This window comes from Bacillus norwichensis (assembly GCF_014836955.1).
GTDB classification, from domain to species: Bacteria; Bacillota; Bacilli; order Bacillales; family Bacillaceae_C; genus Siminovitchia; species Siminovitchia norwichensis.
Genome location: NZ_JACSPV010000003.1, coordinates 142,417 through 160,890 on the forward strand (window position 1 = coordinate 142,417; position 18,474 = coordinate 160,890).

Consider the following 18,474-nt stretch of genomic DNA (forward strand, 5'->3'; position numbering starts at 1 on the left):
CTGTTCTACCTTGTCCATAATCCTCATAAAATTGGTTGAAGGAGGAAATGGGCGTGAAAAATACAAAACACTTGCCAGGATTGGGTCTTATTGCTATCCTAGCAATATTGATTGTCAATAATCCCTATACAACGGTCTATTTAGATGAGTTAGTAAATGGTTCACATCCGGTTAGTTCTAGCCAGGATGCATTGTATGAACAGATTACCCGTGCTGCGGAGAAATATGATGCAGCGCCTCAGGATGCGAAAATAGACAGGGTTTGGAAAGCAATGCCAGGATATAATGGCGTGAAAGTGGATATCAAAGCTTCCTATAAAAAGATGAAAGGCGGAGACTTTGATGCCCGTAAGCTTGTTTTTAAACAAATTCCTCCAAAAACCCATTTAAAGGATTTGTCCCCGGCCCCTATCTACAGGGCACATCCGGATAAGCCGATGGTCAGCTTCTTGATTAATGTGGCCTGGGGGAATGAATACTTGCCTAAAATGCTGACAACCCTAAAGAAAAATAACATCCAGGCAACATTCTTTTTGGAAGGCCGGTGGGTGAAGGAGAACCCAGACCTAGCCAAAATGATTTCTGCCGATGGGCATGAAATCGGAAATCACTCATACAGTCATCCCAAAATGGAGACGCTGGGAGAGGCTAAAACCCGTGAAGAATTATTGAAGACTAATGAAATCATAGAGGCTACTACAGGGGAGAAACCTGTATGGTTCGGACCGCCAAGTGGGGGCTTCAGTGATCACACAATTCTCATTGCTGATAAATTGAACATGAAGACGGTCATGTGGACAGTAGATACAATTGATTGGCAGAAGCCTTCGCCCGAAACAATTATAGATCGAGTAATGACAAAGGTTCATCCAGGGGCGATGATTTTGATGCATCCTACCGATTCTACAGCAAAAGCTTTTGATCAGCTGATTAAGCAGATCAGGAACAAGAACTTAAGGATTGGTACAGTCACAAAATTGATGGATGAAGAACATATCATTAAGATAGATCAAGAAGATAAATAAGGCTGGACAGTCGCATCCGCTTTTCTTTATTGTCTAGCTTCAGAGCCTAGCCCCTCGAGGTCATAAGTCGCTTCCCTGTGGTGGCTGAAAGACTGCCTCCTCGGGAAGCGCCTTATGCTTGTCGGGGCTGAACAGTCGCATCCGCTTTTCTTTTTGTCTAGCTTCAGATGGCAGGGGCTCGAGGTCGCTTTCGATCAAACCATGAAGTCAAAAGATGACTTCACTAGAGTGCCTTCGACGCACAGGATGTGCTAGTGCCACCGATGCGACAGGACGTTGCGGTCTAAGGCGGCCAGCGCTGGTCGCCCCTGATCAGCCGTCTTCCGCTTTTCTTTTTACACCATGAACAGGAGGAACTTCAGTGATTACAAAATATACATGTCAAAACGGAGTCAGAGTCGTTTTAGAGAATATACCTTCTGTCCGCTCTGTTGCCATTGGGATATGGGTTGGGACTGGATCAAGGGATGAATTACCAGGTAATAATGGTATATCCCATTTTCTTGAACATATGTTTTTTAAAGGAACAACGACTAGGAACGCTAAAGAACTGGCTGAAGCATTCGACTCGATCGGCGGCCAGGTTAATGCTTTTACTTCAAAAGAATATACTTGCTATTATGCAAAAGTGTTGGACAACCATTCTCAGTATGCGCTTGAAATATTGGCTGATATGTTCTTTAACTCAACTTTTGCTGAGGATGAGTTGAACAAAGAGAAGAACGTAGTCGGAGAAGAAATCAAGATGTATGAAGATGCTCCGGATGACATCGTCCATGATCTGCTCAGCAAAGCAGCATTTGATAATCATCCTCTTGGCTATCCTATTTTGGGGACTGAGCAAACGTTGTCCACATTTACAGGCGATTTATTGAGATCGTACGTAGAAGAAATGTATACCCCGGAAAAGATAGTCATATCCATTGCAGGAAATATTGACGAGTCTTTCATAAAAGAAGTTGAGCGTTTGTTTGGCTCTTTTAACAGGGAAGGTCGTCGTCAGGATGAAGCAAAGCCTGTTTTCAAGTCAAATCATGTCACAAGGCAAAAAGATACAGAACAGGCTCATTTATGCATTGGGTTTGAGGGCTTATCAATTGGTGATCCTGATATATATAGTTTAATTGTTATGAACAATATTTTTGGCGGCAGCATGTCATCCCGCCTTTTTCAAGAAGTGCGTGAAGAAAGAGGACTCGCTTATTCCGTATTTTCCTATCATTCCTCTTATAAGGATAGCGGAATCGTTACGATTTACGGAGGAACAGGCGCCAATCAGATTGATGCCCTTTTTGAGACAATCAATAGTACACTTGGTGAGTTAAAAAGGGATGGTATCACAGAAAAAGAGTTAAGGAACAGCAAAGAGCAGTTAAAAGGAAACTTAATGCTGGGTCTTGAAAGTACAAACAGCCGTATGAGCAGAAATGGCAAAAATGAATTATTGCTAAAACGCCACAAAACTTTGGACGAAATCATAGATGAAATTGATGGTGTCAGCATTCAAAGCGTAAACGATTTGGCAAATCGAATTTTTACTGATCAATATACGCTTGCTTTGATCAGCCCTGAGGAAAAATTATTATTACAGTCAAGTTAATCTGAACATAGGCTTGTAGAGAATGGAAGTTTTTCTCTACAAGCTTTTTTTATTTATAAAGTAATTTTCTCATAGGTCCTTTTAATCGCACCAAAATCCAAACATAAAACACTGTTTGTGGCTTTCTATATAGGATTAACTTCAGTCATAATCTTCACATGATTTCTACATGAAAATAAGTTCTTTATGAAATACTGTTGTAAATTTTTAGAAAAATTGATATATTGGATTTGTAAAATTAAATATGTGTGTAGAAACAGGTGCGGTAAAATTTTATATTTTACCTGCTTAAAAGGGAAGCCGGTGAAATTCCGGCGCTGTCCCGCAACTGTAATTGGGAGCGGTTCGAAAAGGCCACTGTTTCCTGTAAAAGGGAATGGGAAGGGTTCGAAAAGCGATGATCATAAGCCAGGAGACCTGCCTGTTTTAGCAAACATCAGTACCTACGAGGATAGGGGGTGTTAAGTGCGGAATAAAAGTACATGTTTTTAAATTTTTTATCAACATGTTTGTTTCAGTATTCCTTCGTAACTTAACAACTTCCTTGGAAGTTGTTTTTTTATTGGGGAAATTTTTTGAAGCCTTATTATTGGAGGAGAGCATTTTTGCTTAAAACAGTTGATGACTGTATTCATACTTTCAAAACATGCCTTATGAATAATTTCGTTTCGGGGCAATCATGTTCCATCCAGGAAAAACATGAACAACTAATAGCTGAGATTAGAGCAAATGAAGTGACACCGGAGGAAAAAGAAATCTGTCTACAAAATTTAGAAAAGGCTTACAGGATGATAAAGCAGGATCTACTTGGACGGGAGGAAGAAGAATGGAAACTAAAATAAATTATTTTCCGGGACTTGAAGGCGTTGTTGCATCAGAAACGGACATATCTTTTTTAGATACCGACGAAAGTAAAATCATTATAAGAGGATACGATCTTATTGAACTCTCCCAGAGTAAAGAGTATTTAGACATTGTTTATCTTTTGCTTGAGAACAAACTGCCGCTGGATTCAGAAAAAGCCGTTGTAGCAAATATTCTTAAAAGTGAATATGAAATTCCTGAAGGAATCTTAGATATTTTTAAATTACTACCAAAAGAAACTCATCCAATGGACGGATTGAGGACAGGGATATCGGCGATTGCTGGCTTCGATGCTGAAATCGACGACCGTTCCATTTCATCCAATAAAAAACGTGCCTATCGACTGCTGGGGAAGGTCCCAAACATTGTAGCCAATAGCTATCGCATCATCAACGGGCAAGAGCCAATTCAGCCTCTTCACGAATTATCCTATAGTGCCAACTTTTTTTACATGCTTACAGGGAGAAGGCCTTCTCCGCTGGAAGAAAAAATATTTGATCTATCGCTTGTTTTATATAGTGAGCATGAAATGCCGAACTCTACTTTCACAGCAAGAGTCATTGCTTCCACACAATCAGATTTATACGGTGCCCTGACTGGTGCAGTTGCATCTTTAAAAGGGAACTTGCATGGCGGTGCGAATGAGGCGGTCATGCATATGCTGAATGAGGCTAAGAGCGTTTCCGGCTTCGTGGAAATGCTGCAGAAAAAGCTTTATAACAAGGAAAAAATTATGGGATTTGGACATAGAGTATACATGAAAAAGATGGACCCGAGAGCTCTTATGCTAAAAGAAGCACTCAAGCAGCTGTCAGACTTGAAAGGGGACGACCTGCTGTTGCAAATGTGTGATGCTGGGGAAAAGGTGATGGAAAGAGAAAAAGGGCTTTATCCGAATCTGGATTATTATGCGGCACCTGTTTACTGGATGCTTGGCATTGACATTCCGCTATATACGCCAATTTTCTTCAGTTCCAGAACTGTTGGTCTATGTGCCCATGTCATAGAGCAGCATGCCAATAATCGCCTTTACCGACCGCGCGTGAACTATACCGGAGGGCGTCACGCAAGTTTAAGCTAAAAGGGTTGATTATATCAATTAAAAATCACGAGATACAAGTAGCTCGTTATACTTTGCTTGATGTACTTAAATGTGGGGAAAATGCTCAGAAGCAATCCCATCCAAGGATTGACAATTCATGGAGAAGATGAAAGTTGTCGAAACTAGGCAATATCATTTTTGTTGGCCTAATCCTGAGCAAGCGCTCAATCGGAAATGTGGTCGCAGTTTACTGAAAAAATAGATCCTTCAGTCATCGGTGCACTGCCATGAAAATTTAGCTAAACATTCTTACCAGAAGAAATAATTTCTATAAGTGAAAAAGTAAACCTTTTCAGTAGAGCGAGAAAGCATAAAATCGGCTGAAATTTATTCAGGGAGAATGTCCTCCTGCGGCAGGTATGTTTCCCTCGTTGCCAAGCTGCATGAAGCATAATCAAAGAAGCTTTTCACGATGTAATTGAAATGAGCATCTTTGCTGTGATGGCTGGGGAACTGGCTCATTAATATGCTTTCCGAACCTTATAATTTTCTTACTCCAATGCCAAACACAGCATGAATTGTAATAAGCAGAAGGCGGTCACGTGTATCATTGGCAAACAGATCTGATACGGAATGGGGGACCGTCTTTATATATTCAATGAGTAAGAAGCATAATTTTTTCAGATTTAACTATTTGAACAAAGTGTATTGTTATGCAACTCAGCCTAGCCTGAAAGGACTAAGCGGCTTTCTTGTGATGGCTGAAGAATGTCCATCGGGAATGACGAAGCGCTTGCGCTTTTCTTAGAAGATAGAAAGAATGCAACTAACAGACCATACAGGGAGGGACCGGTATGGAAAAAATAAAGTACGGGTTTACGCATGATGCATTTTTACTAAATGATGATAGAATCGCTCGTCTTTTTACACCGGAAGATTTTCAAGCAGAAGAAGCGCTTATCGCGAAGACGGCAGAGCTATTCATAAAACAGGATGTTACGCCCAGTGTCCCAGCGATTGAAGGGCAACAGCATGAGGTAACTCGAAAATTATTTCAAAAAGCAGGGGAACTTGGGCTGCTCGCCATTGAAGTTCCGGAAGCTTATGGCGGTCTTGGACTCAATAAAAAAATTTCAGGAATTGTTGCGGAAGGCTTGGGCTTTGGCGGTTCATTCAGCGTCTCCTATAATATTCATGCTGGAGTCGGCACATTGCCTTATGTGTATTTTGGAAATGAGGAGCAAAAGCAGAAGTACCTGTCAAAGCTAGTCTCAGGGGAGTGGATTGGAGCCTATGCCCTGACAGAGCCAGATGCAGGTTCAGATGCCCTTCGACCAAAAACGAATGCTGTTTTAAGTGAGGATGGAACAACGTGGGTGTTAAATGGGGAAAAGCAATGGATTACAAATGCTCAGCTGGCTGATGTTTTTGTCGTCTTTGCCAAAACGGGCGAGGGTATAACCGCATTCATTGTGGAGCGTTCTTTTGGAGGTGTATCTGTAGGACCGGAAGAGGAGAAAATGGGCATTAAAGGTTCTTCCACTGCTACGTTAATTTTAGAAGACGTAGAAGTCCCAAAGAAAAATGTTCTTGGAGAAGTAGGGAAGGGTCATAAAGTTGCGATGAATATTCTAAATATGGCTCGCCTTAAACTGGCTTTTTCAAATATCGGGACCTCCAAGCAAGCACTTCAACTCGCTGTAAATTATGGGAAAGAACGTAGACAATTCAATACCTTTTTGGTCGATTTCACAATGATTCAAGAAAAACTCGCGAATATGTCGATTGCAATTTATGGTGCAGAAAGTGCTGCTTACCGTACTGCAGGCGAATTGGATGATGTCATCGATGCAAACGAAACGCATGATATAACAGGTAAAATCTCGGATTTTGCTTTGGAATGCGCACTCAATAAAGTCCATTGTTCAGAAATATTAGGGAGTATTGTGGATGAAGCGGTACAAATCCATGGTGGATACGGGTACATGCAGGATTATGAAGTAGAACGATTATACCGTGATGCAAGGATTAGCCGCATATTTGAGGGAACAAATGAAATTAACAGATTAACTATTTCGAAAATCTTATTAAAAAGATATTCCCAGAATAAGTCTGTTGAGGGTTTCTCTTCTTCTTATCAGCAATTGGAAAGAAATCATCAATATATGCAGATATCCAAGCATTTATTGAACATAACTTTACAAACGATTTCAAATTTGCAGATTGATTTGGAACATGAACAGGAATATATGCGTTTATTGGCTGACATGGCTAAGGAAGTCTACGTGATGGAGTCCGCTTTGTTGAGAACAGAAAAGGCTCGTAGGAAAAATGGTGCAGCAAAGGAAGAAAAGAAGCTTTGGATAACAGAAGTCTTGTGCGAAGAAGGCTACCGGAGAGTGGAAGAGTATGCAATCGAAATTATTTCGGCGGCTGAACCAGACGAACAAAAGCGAAAAATACAATTGGATGAAATTCGGCACTTCTCCATTCCACTTTATCGAAATCTCTTTATGATAAAGAGAGAAATTACGAAACATATGGTAAATAATCCGAGAACTATTAAATGAAGGATGTGAAACAAGATGAAAAAAAATATCGGATTTATTGGTCTCGGGAATATGGGGTTTCCCATGTCCAAAAATTTACTGGAGTCTGGCTTCACCGTTTACGGTATAGATTTAAATAAAGAAGCAGAAGTAAAATTTGAACAGTTGGGAGGCATCATTGGCGTTTCCATTTCAAATCTTGTTAGACTTTGTGACACCATTTTTACTAGCCTGCCATCAACAAATGCAGTTGAAGCAATTTATTTAGGTGAAGAGGGTATTGTTGAAAACAGTCAACCCGGTACTGTGCTGATTGACACAAGTACTGTCGCTCCTGACCTAAATAAAAAAATTGAAAAAGCTGTAATTAATAAAGGGATGTACTTTTTAGCGGCTCCTGTCAGCGGAGGGGTCATTGGGGCAGTCAATAAAACTTTAACTTTTATGGTAGGCGGATCAAAACAAGCATTCGAAGGTTCGTTGCCTCTGTTTAATGCTCTCGGAGAAAATATCTTTCATGTCAGTGAAAGCGTAGACAGTGGAACGGCTGTGAAACTAATAAATAATCTGTTGATCGGATTTTATACAGCCGGGGTCGGTGAAGCACTGAATTTAGCTAAAAAAAGCAATCTAGATTTGGAGAAATTATTCGATATGTTAAATGTCAGCTATGGGCAAAGCCGAATCTATGAACGGAATTATAAAAGCTTTATAGCAAATGATAATTATGAGCCGGGTTTTGCCTTAAAACTATTAAGGAAAGATCTTGGATTTGCGTTAGATCTGGCTGAACAAAATCAGTTGGACTTACCAATCAGTAAGGTACTGTTTCAAATGTATGAAGAGGCAGAGAAGAGTGGTTTTGGAGAAAAAGATATGGCGGTCGTTTTTAAAAAAATCAGTGAACAGAAGACTTCTATTCTATAAGAGAGAGAATTAACGGAAAACTTCTTCGTTAGCTTGTTCCAGTACCGCTTATAAATTTAACTTCGTTCAGCAGAAGTCTCCCACGGTAAGGTGAGTGCGTATTTTGTTCCATTCAGTGGGGTTAAAACTCCGACTGAATGAAGTTAAAGCCTCCGCGAATGCCACAGATTTTCAGAGGAAATTTATCGAGCCAAGCTCGATAAAATCTGGGCGTAAATACGCTAAGCGCATTTGATAAGAATATATTCCTTTTTGCTTCTGCTTTTTTAACCTATTAGAAAAGGAGATTGAGAATATGATTACAACTTATGTTCAAATTTTACAGAACCATATTAATGGAGAGTGGGTCAATTCGTCTAGTACAGAGACAGCATCTGTGCCGAATCCGGCAAACGGGAAGCTGTTGGCACACGTTCCTTTATCCAGAAAAGAAGACATCGACCTCGCTGTAAAGGCAGCTGCACGTGCCTACCCACAGTGGGCTGAAACGCCTGTTCCAAACCGTTCACGCCATTTATATAAATACCTGCAACTCTTACAGGAAGAAAAAGAAAATCTAGCTCAAGTCATTACAATGGAAAACGGTAAAACATTAAAGGATGCTCGCGGAGAAGTGCAGCGCGGCATTGAAGTAGTGGAGCTTGCTACCTCAACGCCAAATTTAATGATGGGCGAAGCACTGCCGAATATTGCAGAAGGTATTGATGGGTCAATTTGGCGTTATCCTCTTGGAGTTGTTGCAGGGATTACACCTTTCAATTTCCCGATGATGGTGCCACTTTGGATGTTCCCTCTTGCAATTGCATGCGGAAACACATTTGTCCTGAAAGCATCAGAGAGAACTCCCATTTTAGCAGGAAAGCTAGTGGAGCTTTTCTATGAGTCTGGTTTTCCAAAAGGTGTCTTAAATTTAGTGCATGGCGGAAAAGAAGCTGTCAATAGTTTGCTAGAGCATCCCGACATTAAAGCTATCTCCTTTGTAGGCTCCGAACCCGTTGCGAAGCATATCTACCAAACAGGCACTGCCCATGGAAAAAGGGTTCAGGCACTTGCAGGAGCAAAGAACCATGCCATTGTGATGCCAGATTGTAATTTGGAAAAGACAGTGCAAGGTGTCATCGGAGCAGCATTTGGAAGCAGCGGTGAACGTTGTATGGCTTGTTCAGTTGTGGCAGTAGTGGAAGAAATTGCGGATGAATTCCTGGAAGCTCTTGTTACAGAAACGCGAAAATTAAAGGTGGGAGATGGGCATTCTGAAGAAAACTTTGTCGGACCCTTAATCCGTGATGTCCATAAGAGTCGGGTTTTGCAGTACATTGCTACAGGCGTTGCAGAAGGAGCTTCCTTGTTGGTTGATGGAAGAGATACAGAAACGGATGAAGAAGGATACTATGTGGGCGCAACCATCTTTGACCATGTAAAACCGGATATGAAAATCTGGCAAGATGAAATATTTGCACCTGTACTAAGCGTAGTAAGAGTCAAAAATCTAGAGGAAGGTATCAGCCTCACGAATCAATCCAGATTCGCAAATGGAGCTGTAATCTATACGGAGAGCGGTAAAAGTGCACAGATTTTTCGGGAGAAAATTGATGCCGGTATGATTGGTGTGAATGTAAATGTCCCGGCCCCTATGGCCTTTTTCTCCTTTGCAGGAAATAAAGCCTCGTTCTTCGGTGACCTTGGAACAAATGGAAAGGATGGCGTGCAGTTTTATACACGTAAAAAAGTTGTGACGGAACGCTGGTTTCAATGATTGGCTAATTTTTATAAAATTTTTGGTACAGGGAGGCTTGCTAGTGAAGTTTGCGGATATACAAAAGCCTCTCTGTACCAGAAAGCAAGTGCTGTGGTCTTTGCGGCAATGATCGATCTTTCAAAGGAGGAACAAGCAATTGATAGATACATTTGCGAATGTAAACAAGGAAGGTACGATTAAGATCGTTAAAGTGGATCATCCCCCGGCAAATACGTTATCATCAGCATGTATTGATCATCTGCGTTATATTTTTCAGGAGCTGGCGGAAGATGAGGAAACAAGTGCTATCATCCTTACCGGTTCCGGTCGATTTTTCGTAGCTGGAGCTGATATTAAGGAATTCGTTTCTGCCTTTGGACATCAGGAGAGAGCACTGAAAATGGCTGAAGCGGGGCAAGCCATTTGTGATGAGATCGAGGCCATGAAAAAGCCGGTTATTGCGGCCATTAACGGTCCTGCCCTTGGCGGAGGGTTGGAGCTCGCATTAAGCTGCCACTATCGGATTGCTTCTAATCAAGCAATTCTTGGTTTGCCGGAATTAAAGCTTGGACTCCTCCCAACATTCGGCGGCACACAACGGCTGAGCAGAATCACAAATACAGCGACGGCATTAAACTTAATTTTAACAAGCAAGCAATTGAGCCCTGATGAGGCACTGGAGCTGGGCATTATTCAAATGGTAACGGAGCCGGAAGAGCTTCTGCCGGTGGCAAAGACTATTGCTCGTTCCTTCATTGATGGAAAAAGTATGACAAGTGTATCACGTACGATTGAGTGTGTGGTTCAGGGAATGAAAGAAGAAATTCAATCAGGGCTTGAAAGGGAGCGAAAGCGATTTGCTGAACTATTTTTAACGGAAGATGCCAAGGAAGGAGTTCAAGCATTTATTGAAAAAAGAAAGCCGCAATTTAAACACTCTTAAGAGGGAGGGGATTCAGTATGGAAAACGAAGTATTGTTCTCGGTTAGTGCTGGTGGGGCCGCCTTCATTACGCTAAATCGCCCAAAGGCCTTAAATTCGCTTTCCTATGAGATGCTGAAGCTGATTGGTGAGAAATTAAAAGAATGGAGGGCAATGGACCAAATCCAAGTCATTGTCTTACAAGGAGAAGGAGAGAAGGGGTTTTGTGCTGGAGGTGACATCAAGGAGCTTTATAAAGCCAGTAAAAGCGAGGAATTGTTAAAACAAGCAGAAACCTTTTTCGAAATGGAATATAAAGTGGATTTGGCCATCTATTCCTATCCAAAACCGATTGTTGCCTGCCTGGATGGTATTGTCATGGGGGGCGGAGTAGGATTAACCTATGGTGCCGCCCATCGTGTTGTCACGGAACGCACGAAATGGTCCATGCCGGAAATGAATATCGGATTTTTTCCGGATGTTGGAGCTGCTTATTTCTTAAATAAAGCACCAGGATTTGTGGGCCGCTATTTAGCATTAACAGCATCAGTTATCCCGGCTGCGGACGTTCTTTTTGCGAATGCTGCAGATCATTATATGGAAAGCGCCAAACTGCCTGAGCTCCTTAATCGCATTGAGCAGACAGATTGGCATGGGCATGATGTGAATGGGGCTTTAAACCAATTATTAGCTGAATTCTCAAGTCGTCCATTGGAAAATGGTTATCTTGCCTCCATAAAAACTGAAATCGATCAACACTTTTCACATCACACAGTTGAACAGATCCTTGCATCATTAGAGACAGATCCAAGCGAATTTGCGTCAAAAACAAAGGGAATTCTCCTATCCAAATCACCATCTTCATTAAAAGTTACGTTAAAACAGCTTATAGATGGAGAAGAAAAATCAGCTGAAGAATGCTTTGCAACAGATCTTATTCTGGCAAAACACTTTTTACGGCATGAAGATTTCTTCGAAGGTGTGCGGTCCGTCGTGATTGATAAGGATAGAAAGCCTCAGTACATCTATAAAAATTTATCCGATTTTTCTGATCAAGATGTGGAAAGTTTTTTCCAGGATAGCAGTGTTATTTACAAGGAATGAAGAGGTTGGCGGTTCTTTTTAATGAAGAATCGCTTTTTTAGTTTTCTTATTTCAAAAGTGGACGTAAAATAGGGCGGCGGAAGGAATCTGTGCTTTTTACAAAAAGAGGTTTTGTCATTCTAAATCTTGGAAACAGGCTATATATTGTACAAAGAGTAGGTTGAATAAGGAGGCGCACTATGCGATTAAGCGAACTTGGCGGCAAAGAAATCGTGGACTTTAAAAAGGCTGAACGAATGGGGGTCCTTGGGCAGACTGATCTTGAAATCAACAGCAGTACAGGCGAGATTAACCATTTGATTATTCCAACTGGAAAATGGATTAGAAAAAATGGAGGAGAAATCAGGGTACCGTGGAGAAATATTAGAACAATCGGTACAGACATGATTATTCTGGAAGTTCCTGATTCATAGCATTCTCTTTTAAATATCCGGCACTCCACCCTAAAGTGGGGGCCGGATATTTTCCTTTTTTCCAAAGGCCGTTTATAGCTCTGTGTTAAATTATTTCGACTGACAGGAAAGCTGCTAATATAGCTTATGGAGACAAATCACTCTTTTTCTATTTCCCTCGATGCACGTAATGCTGTGTGACATTTCCTGCATTAAATTGCTCAGTAATATATTTAACAGCATCTTGTAGAGCCAGTTTACTATTACACGTAAAAACATCGATTGCCGCATAACCGTACTCTGGCCATGTATGAATCGTTAAATGCGACTCTTGAATAATGACTACACCGCTAACTCCATAAGGTGAAAAATGATGAAAGTGTTTGGCTGCAATCGTTGCCTTTGCTTTATGTGCAGCTTGACACATTATTGTTTTAATTCGCTGAACGTCATTGAGTAATGCAACATCACAATCAAACAGCTCTAATAAAATATGATGTCCTAATGCATGATTAAATTGTTTTTTTTGTACTGTTCTTTTCATTTGTGAAAACTTTTTATTTTCGCAAATGGGACAGCCACTAGATTGAAGTTGAGTAATTGTATTGTATTGATGGCCAGCGCCAACTGTAAGTGAATGCTGACAATGGATGCACTGATAAACAACTGATTTCCGCTCAATTTCTCCCGTGTAAATTGGTCGCGTAAATTTTCGCTGATTTGGAATGTAGGAAGTCATTTGCTCTGTTGTTTGTAATACGAATAATTGACTTGTAGCACCTAAAATCTGTGCACCCTCGTAGGTGTTTATGTCATATTTAATACTGTCAATAACGAAGCCCATAGTAAATAAGCTTTGTTGTAGTTCCCATTGCCTTTGATAGCTGCGCTTAGCGTAGGAAAAAAACACATGCCGCATTGCTTCTGGTTTTAGTGCGTTAATCGCACGTGATAAAAAAAGCTGTGCACCAAACAAGGTATACGGTGTATCTGTATATACGCAATCAAACTGATGGCCGTACGTTTCAGGCAAAGGCTCCTGAACGTTATAATAATCTGTTTTAATCGGAAGCTCGTAGTCCTTAGCTATTTTGTTAATCGTACATAAAATTCGTCTATCAACATCTAACACAGTAATTTTAGTTGTGGAATGTGGAGCGATTTTCTTGAGTAAAAACGCTAGTGCAATACTGATGAAATCATCATCACCTAAACATAAAATGCACTTATTAAGTAACATTGTATAGTCTAGTGCGAGCAATGCACGTTTTAAGGCTGTTTCAACTGTACATTTTGCTTGATCAATTGCCACATCAGCTGTAGGTCTAGCGGCATAAATCGCGCTTAATTCACTTTTATTTTGTGTAATCCATTCTGTACGAAATGTATCATTAGTTGTTAATTGAAGGTATAGATTAGTATCAGCACCTGAAAGCTGAAAATATTGCGAGATAGCAAGCTGCCCCTTTTTCGTCAAGCTGTGTTTGCCCCAGCCTCGCTTAGCAAATTCTTTTTTCATTGCTGAAACGATAGGTATTGGTAAGTCTGTCGTATGAGCTAAAGATTTAGTAGTGCAATTTTTATGGAAATATAAGTCAAGTAGAGCCTTCTCTAATGTATGATACTGTTCTTCAAGTTGCATATCAGCTGTAATTTGTTGTAATTGTTTTTGCATTGTAGATTCGTCCTCTCAATTTTAATAAGTAAAAAAATTAAAATTGGTCTAAATCAACGAATAGAAAAAGCGCGACTAAAATTAGTCGCGCTAAAAGTTTATAAGAAGCTAACTAATTCTAATCTTGCTTTTTTTGCACAATAAATAACACCTAAGATAGGTGGTTTGTACGGCAAAATGAAGCTATAACGTTGATTTAGATTAGAATTCTACAATCAGCAAAAAGTTCACCCTTTAAAATATAGTACTTCAATCCTATAATAGAAATAAAAATTTGGCAAGTTTTAAGTCAACGCTTGATTAAATTAATGTTTGCTTAAAAAAACTCTTGCATTAATTGTTTCTATATAATTGCTGAAGTTGTAATCGTATATGTGATAAAAAATGAGAAATGTAGCTTCTTCAGGAAGATTCGATTCACTCATGTGCAGGACTTCAAGAAAATGCCTCTTTTTATGATCATGCTGTATAGGAAGGGCATTCTTACAATCTCTTGGTTTTGTATAGCAATATCAACCGAATTTTCTTTTCTTTTTAGAGTGCTGGAAATCGTCCAAGCACTCTATTTTTTATGCAAACATACAATAAGGTGGCAAAGGGGTTCAGCAGGAGCGAAAGAAGGTGATGGAACTTGATGTTGACAGATATGCAGATTGTGGTTATGGGTGGAGATGCGAGGCAATTGGAAATCATAAAAAAGCTGACAGAATTGGATGCGAAAATATACCTTGCTGGTTTTGGACAATTGGAACAGCCCTTTTCTGGTGCTGTAAAAGAGAAGCTCCATGACCTGAATTTTTCAAATATAGATGCGATTATTTTACCTGTTCCCGGAACTAGCTTGGAAGGAGAAGTAGAAACGATATTCTCAAGTGAAAAAGTTGTGTTAACAGAAGAAATCCTGCAACAAACACCATCGCATTGTACGGTCTATTCAGGAATCAGCAACCAGTACTTGGATAACATCATTAAAAAATCGAAACGTAAGCTTGTCAATCTGTTTGAAAGAGACGATGTAGCCATTTATAATTCGATTCCCACTGTTGAAGGAACGATAATGATGGCCATACAAAATACGGACATAACTATCCACCAGTCATCCATTGCGGTACTCGGACTGGGGAGAGTTGGAATGAGTGTTGCTCGGACTTTTTCTTTGTTAGGAGCCGAAGTAAAGGTTGGGGCAAGAAAGAGCGAACATATTGCCAGGATAACTGAAATGGGATTGCAGCCATTTTATATAAATGATCTGAGGAATGAAGTGGACGATATAGATATTTGTATTAATACTATACCTTATCCAATAGTCAATGCTTCGGTTATTGCCCAAATGCCTTCACATACCTTAATCATTGATTTGGCCTCGAAGCCTGGTGGCACAGATTTCCGCTATGCGGAGAAGCGGGGTATCAAGGCGCTTCTTGCTCCCGGTCTGCCGGGAATTGTTGCACCTAAAACAGCAGGACAAATTTTGGCGAATGTTCTGTCACAATTGCTGGCAGATGAACTGGAAAGTCGAAAGGAGAAATAAAAAAATGAGTTTAAAAGGTAAGCGAATCGGTTTCGGTTTAACTGGGTCGCATTGTACCTATGATGCTGTCATTCCGGAAATTGAAAAGCTGGCGGGTGCTGGAGCGGAAGTTGTTCCTGTTGTCACTTATACAGTCAAAAGCACAGATACAAAGTTTGGTGTGAGTGATGATTGGATTGCCAAGATAGAAAATGCAACAGGAAGAAGAGTCATAGATTCGATTGTGGATGCGGAACCACTTGGACCGAGGGAGCCGCTTGACTGTATGGTGATTGCCCCGTTGACCGGAAATTCAATGAGTAAATTTGCTAATGCATTAACCGACAGTCCCGTACTCATGGCTGCTAAAGCCACCTTGAGAAATAGAAAACCTGTCGTTTTAGGAATCTCCACCAATGATGCTCTCGGATTGAATGGTGTAAACTTGATGAGGCTCATGGCTGCCAAGAATATATACTTTATTCCATACGGGCAGGACGATCCAGAAAAAAAGCCAACTTCGATGGTTGCCCGTATGGAAATGCTGTCTGATACAGTGGAAGCCGCGATCAACGGATATCAGATACAACCAGTGATAGTCGAGAGGTTCAGGGACTTTTCTTAATTGTGTTTACGGGAAAAGGCGGATGCAATGATCTACCTTTTCCCGCCAATTCAATATTTCGAAGAAAATGATTTCGATCGCACTATAAAGTGTGTTAAAATGATTATTATTGAAATGATCCTTATGAGCCTGAATACAGGCAGTTGGGATTAGGAGGAGAGTCTTTCAAATGGAAAAAACTACAGGTTATCACGTCGCCATAATGGGTGCGACTGGAGCAGTGGGACAGCAAATTTTAAAAACTTTGGAAAGAAGGGACTTTCCGATTCGAAAGTTGACGCTGCTGTCATCAGCACGTTCAGCAGGTAAACAAATCCAATTTAAAGAGGAAACTCTCACAGTTGAAGAAGCTGTTCCAGAATCATTCGAAGGAGTAGATATTGCCTTATTCAGTGCGGGAGGGAGCGTATCCAAGAAATTCGCACCTGAAGCGGTGAAGCGCGGGGCAATTGTTATAGATAATACAAGTGCATTCCGAATGGACCCTGAAGTTCCACTCGTGGTTCCGGAAGTGAACGAAGAGGCTGTAAGAAATCATAAAGGGCTTATCGCCAATCCAAACTGTTCAACTATTCAGATGGTTGCAGCCCTTGAGCCGATCAGAAAAGAATTTGGTTTGAACAAAGTAATCGTTTCTACTTATCAGGCGGTTTCTGGTGCAGGAGCTCAAGCGATTGCAGAGTTGAATAACCAAACAAAATCTATTATTGATGAAGAAGAGTTTACACCTGAAATTCTACCAGTGGGTGGGGCAGATAAACATTACCAAATTGCATTTAATGCCATTCCACAAATCGATCAATTCTCTGACAATGGTTATACATTAGAAGAGCTAAAAATGATAAATGAAACGAAAAAAATCATGGATCTTCCAGCTTTGAAGGTTGCAGCAACTTGTGTACGGCTTCCGGTTGAAACTGGACATTCTGAATCAGTCTATATCGAAGTTGGACAAAATGATGTAACAGTTGAAGATGTTAAGCGAGTCCTTGCAGGAGCACAAGGTGTAACACTTCAGGACAATCCGGATGAGCAAATCTATCCGATGCCGGCTATGGCAGTAGGAAAAGACGATGTATTCGTAGGGAGGATCCGCAGAGATTTGGATGAAAAAACTGGATTCCATTTGTGGATTGTATCTGATAATCTGCTTAAAGGGGCAGCGCTAAATACTGTCCAAATCGCAGAAAGTCTTGTCAAGTTGGGATTAGTATCAACGCCGCAGCACAGCTAAATTAAAAGTTTGGGGTGTTAGAATGAAAGTTGTAGTTCAGAAATTTGGTGGAACATCCGTAAAAAATAGTGAAACACGTGCTCATGCAAAGAGACATATACAAAAAGCTCTTGATAACGGCAACAAGGTAGTTGTCGTTGTATCAGCGATGGGGAGAAAAGGGGACCCATATGCAACAGATACATTATTAGGTTTGATTGGCGATAAAAAAACAACCCTTACCAACAGAGAAAAAGATATGCTCGTATCCTGCGGCGAGACAATCTCAAGTGTCGTTTTCACACATATGTTAAATGAGAAAGGTATTAAAGCGACAGCATTATCAGGTGCACAGGCAGGTTTTCTTACAAATGTTGATTTTACAAACGCCAAAATTTTGAAAATGAACTGTGGTCGGCTTAAGGAAGAATTGAAGACATATGATGTAGTCGTCGTCGCTGGCTTCCAAGGAGCAGCGGAAAACGGTGATGTTACAACAATTGGCCGAGGGGGAAGCGATACTTCAGCAGCAGCTCTTGGAGCGGCATTGAATGCAGAATTCATTGATATCTTTACTGATGTTGAAGGAATGATGACTGCTGATCCGAGAATTGTTAAAAAAGCGCGTCCACTTCCAGTTGTTACATACGATGAAGTGTGTAACATGGCTTACCAGGGAGCGAAAGTCATTCATCCACGTGCGGTTGAAATTGCTATGCAAGCTAAAATCCCACTTAGAATCAGGTCGACTTATTCCGATTCACCAGGCACCCTTGTTACAACGTTGGATCGCAAAATCGAACAGCATGAAGTGCGCGACCAGTTGGTCACTGGAATCGCTTTTCTGGAAAATATCTCTCAAATAAAAGTTACAGCAAAAAAAGGACAGTATAATTTCCAGTCCGAAGTCTTTAAAGCAATGGCTAATGCAAATATTAGCGTCGACTTTATCAATATCTCACCAACAGGAGTAGTTTATACGATTCCTGAAGATACTGTCGAACGTGCTGTTGCTGAATTGAATGCAGTAGGTTATGATCCGGTTGTGGAGCAAAAATGTGCGAAAGTGTCCATTGTTGGTGCTGGCATCACAGGGGTTCCGGGCGTTACAGCTAAAATTGTAACTGCCTTGGCTGAAAGGGAAATCCGAATTCTTCAATCGGCTGACAGTCATACAACAATCTGGGTCCTTGTTGAAGGAAATGAATTGGAAAATGCAGTAAATGTATTGCATGATGCGTTTGAATTGCAAAATGAAAAAATTGAATATGAATTATATGATTGAGGTG

General features: G+C 40.7%; 15 protein-coding genes and 1 riboswitch. Of the genes, 14 read left to right on the forward strand and 1 reads right to left on the reverse strand.

Going from position 1 to position 18,474, the window contains the following annotated elements:
- The first annotated feature begins 53 nt into the window (after positions 1–53).
- The 10 genes from H9631_RS03125 (at position 54) to H9631_RS03170 (ending at position 12,183) form a co-directional block, all read left to right on the forward strand.
- Entirely contained in the window at positions 54–1,025 is a 972-nt protein-coding gene (locus H9631_RS03125) for a polysaccharide deacetylase family protein (protein ID WP_404801707.1), read from the forward strand.
- A 361-nt stretch (positions 1,026–1,386) separates the two neighbouring features.
- The gene (locus H9631_RS03130; protein ID WP_191809839.1) at positions 1,387–2,625 is read left to right on the forward strand and encodes a M16 family metallopeptidase; all 1,239 of its coding nucleotides are present in this window, start codon (positions 1,387–1,389) and stop codon (positions 2,623–2,625) included.
- 241 nt (positions 2,626–2,866) lie between these two features.
- A riboswitch (cobalamin riboswitch) is annotated at positions 2,867–3,064 on the forward strand.
- Positions 3,065–3,230: 166 nt separating this feature from the next.
- Complete coding sequence (locus tag H9631_RS03135) at positions 3,231–3,467, forward strand: hypothetical protein (protein ID WP_191809841.1); 237 nt, start codon at positions 3,231–3,233, stop codon at positions 3,465–3,467.
- Positions 3,452–4,570 (forward strand): citrate synthase, encoded by a 1,119-nt coding sequence (gene mmgD, locus H9631_RS03140; protein ID WP_191809843.1) that lies wholly within the window; start codon positions 3,452–3,454, stop codon positions 4,568–4,570. Before H9631_RS03135 ends, mmgD begins: the two co-directional genes overlap by 16 nt.
- Positions 4,571–5,385: 815 nt before the next feature.
- Positions 5,386–7,101, forward strand: coding sequence for an acyl-CoA dehydrogenase family protein (locus tag H9631_RS03145; protein ID WP_191809845.1), 1,716 nt, complete (start codon positions 5,386–5,388; stop codon positions 7,099–7,101).
- Positions 7,102–7,116: 15 nt separating this feature from the next.
- Positions 7,117–8,007: an NAD(P)-dependent oxidoreductase gene (locus tag H9631_RS03150; RefSeq protein ID WP_191809846.1), complete on the forward strand. Its 891-nt coding sequence runs from the start codon at positions 7,117–7,119 to the stop codon at positions 8,005–8,007.
- A 295-nt stretch (positions 8,008–8,302) separates the two neighbouring features.
- Positions 8,303–9,763 (forward strand): CoA-acylating methylmalonate-semialdehyde dehydrogenase, encoded by a 1,461-nt coding sequence (locus tag H9631_RS03155; protein WP_191809848.1) that lies wholly within the window; start codon positions 8,303–8,305, stop codon positions 9,761–9,763.
- 139 nt (positions 9,764–9,902) lie between these two features.
- Complete coding sequence (locus tag H9631_RS03160) at positions 9,903–10,688, forward strand: enoyl-CoA hydratase-related protein (protein WP_191809850.1); 786 nt, start codon at positions 9,903–9,905, stop codon at positions 10,686–10,688.
- Positions 10,689–10,705: 17 nt separating this feature from the next.
- The gene (locus tag H9631_RS03165) at positions 10,706–11,770 is read left to right on the forward strand and encodes an enoyl-CoA hydratase/isomerase family protein (protein ID WP_191809852.1); all 1,065 of its coding nucleotides are present in this window, start codon (positions 10,706–10,708) and stop codon (positions 11,768–11,770) included.
- A gap of 179 nt (positions 11,771–11,949) precedes the next feature.
- On the forward strand, positions 11,950–12,183 hold the full coding sequence (locus H9631_RS03170) for a YlmC/YmxH family sporulation protein (RefSeq protein ID WP_191809854.1): 234 nt from the start codon (positions 11,950–11,952) through the stop codon (positions 12,181–12,183).
- Between the two features lie 148 nt (positions 12,184–12,331).
- Here H9631_RS03170 and speD read toward each other — a convergent pair whose 3' ends face one another.
- Positions 12,332–13,837 carry an adenosylmethionine decarboxylase gene (gene speD / locus H9631_RS03175; RefSeq protein WP_191809856.1) on the reverse strand — a complete coding sequence of 502 codons (1,506 nt, stop codon included), beginning with the start codon at positions 13,835–13,837 and terminating at the stop codon, positions 12,332–12,334.
- Between the two features lie 634 nt (positions 13,838–14,471).
- On the opposite strand from speD, the gene dpaA reads away from it, so the two are divergent.
- The 4 genes from dpaA (at position 14,472) to dapG (ending at position 18,470) form a co-directional block, all read left to right on the forward strand.
- Positions 14,472–15,368 (forward strand): dipicolinic acid synthetase subunit A, encoded by an 897-nt coding sequence (dpaA, locus tag H9631_RS03180; RefSeq protein ID WP_191809858.1) that lies wholly within the window; start codon positions 14,472–14,474, stop codon positions 15,366–15,368.
- A 4-nt stretch (positions 15,369–15,372) separates the two neighbouring features.
- Positions 15,373–15,972 (forward strand): dipicolinate synthase subunit B, encoded by a 600-nt coding sequence (gene dpaB / locus H9631_RS03185; protein ID WP_191809859.1) that lies wholly within the window; start codon positions 15,373–15,375, stop codon positions 15,970–15,972.
- 169 nt (positions 15,973–16,141) lie between these two features.
- Positions 16,142–17,206 (forward strand): aspartate-semialdehyde dehydrogenase, encoded by a 1,065-nt coding sequence (asd, locus tag H9631_RS03190; protein WP_191809861.1) that lies wholly within the window; start codon positions 16,142–16,144, stop codon positions 17,204–17,206.
- A 22-nt stretch (positions 17,207–17,228) separates the two neighbouring features.
- The gene (dapG, locus tag H9631_RS03195) at positions 17,229–18,470 is read left to right on the forward strand and encodes an aspartate kinase (RefSeq protein WP_191809863.1); all 1,242 of its coding nucleotides are present in this window, start codon (positions 17,229–17,231) and stop codon (positions 18,468–18,470) included.
- Positions 18,471–18,474: the final 4 nt, after the last annotated feature.

Coding starts and splice junctions, on each gene's coding strand:
- mmgD (WP_191809843.1), top strand. CDS start 3,452: ATGGAAACTAAAATAAATTATTTTCCGGGACTTGAAGGCGTTGTTGCA.
- H9631_RS03145 (WP_191809845.1), top strand. CDS start 5,386: ATGGAAAAAATAAAGTACGGGTTTACGCATGATGCATTTTTACTAAAT.
- H9631_RS03150 (WP_191809846.1), top strand. CDS start 7,117: ATGAAAAAAAATATCGGATTTATTGGTCTCGGGAATATGGGGTTTCCC.
- H9631_RS03155 (WP_191809848.1), top strand. CDS start 8,303: ATGATTACAACTTATGTTCAAATTTTACAGAACCATATTAATGGAGAG.
- H9631_RS03165 (WP_191809852.1), top strand. CDS start 10,706: ATGGAAAACGAAGTATTGTTCTCGGTTAGTGCTGGTGGGGCCGCCTTC.
- H9631_RS03170 (WP_191809854.1), top strand. CDS start 11,950: ATGCGATTAAGCGAACTTGGCGGCAAAGAAATCGTGGACTTTAAAAAG.
- speD (WP_191809856.1), bottom strand. CDS start 13,837: ATGCAAAAACAATTACAACAAATTACAGCTGATATGCAACTTGAAGAA.
- dpaA (WP_191809858.1), top strand. CDS start 14,472: ATGTTGACAGATATGCAGATTGTGGTTATGGGTGGAGATGCGAGGCAA.
- dpaB (WP_191809859.1), top strand. CDS start 15,373: ATGAGTTTAAAAGGTAAGCGAATCGGTTTCGGTTTAACTGGGTCGCAT.
- asd (WP_191809861.1), top strand. CDS start 16,142: ATGGAAAAAACTACAGGTTATCACGTCGCCATAATGGGTGCGACTGGA.
- dapG (WP_191809863.1), top strand. CDS start 17,229: ATGAAAGTTGTAGTTCAGAAATTTGGTGGAACATCCGTAAAAAATAGT.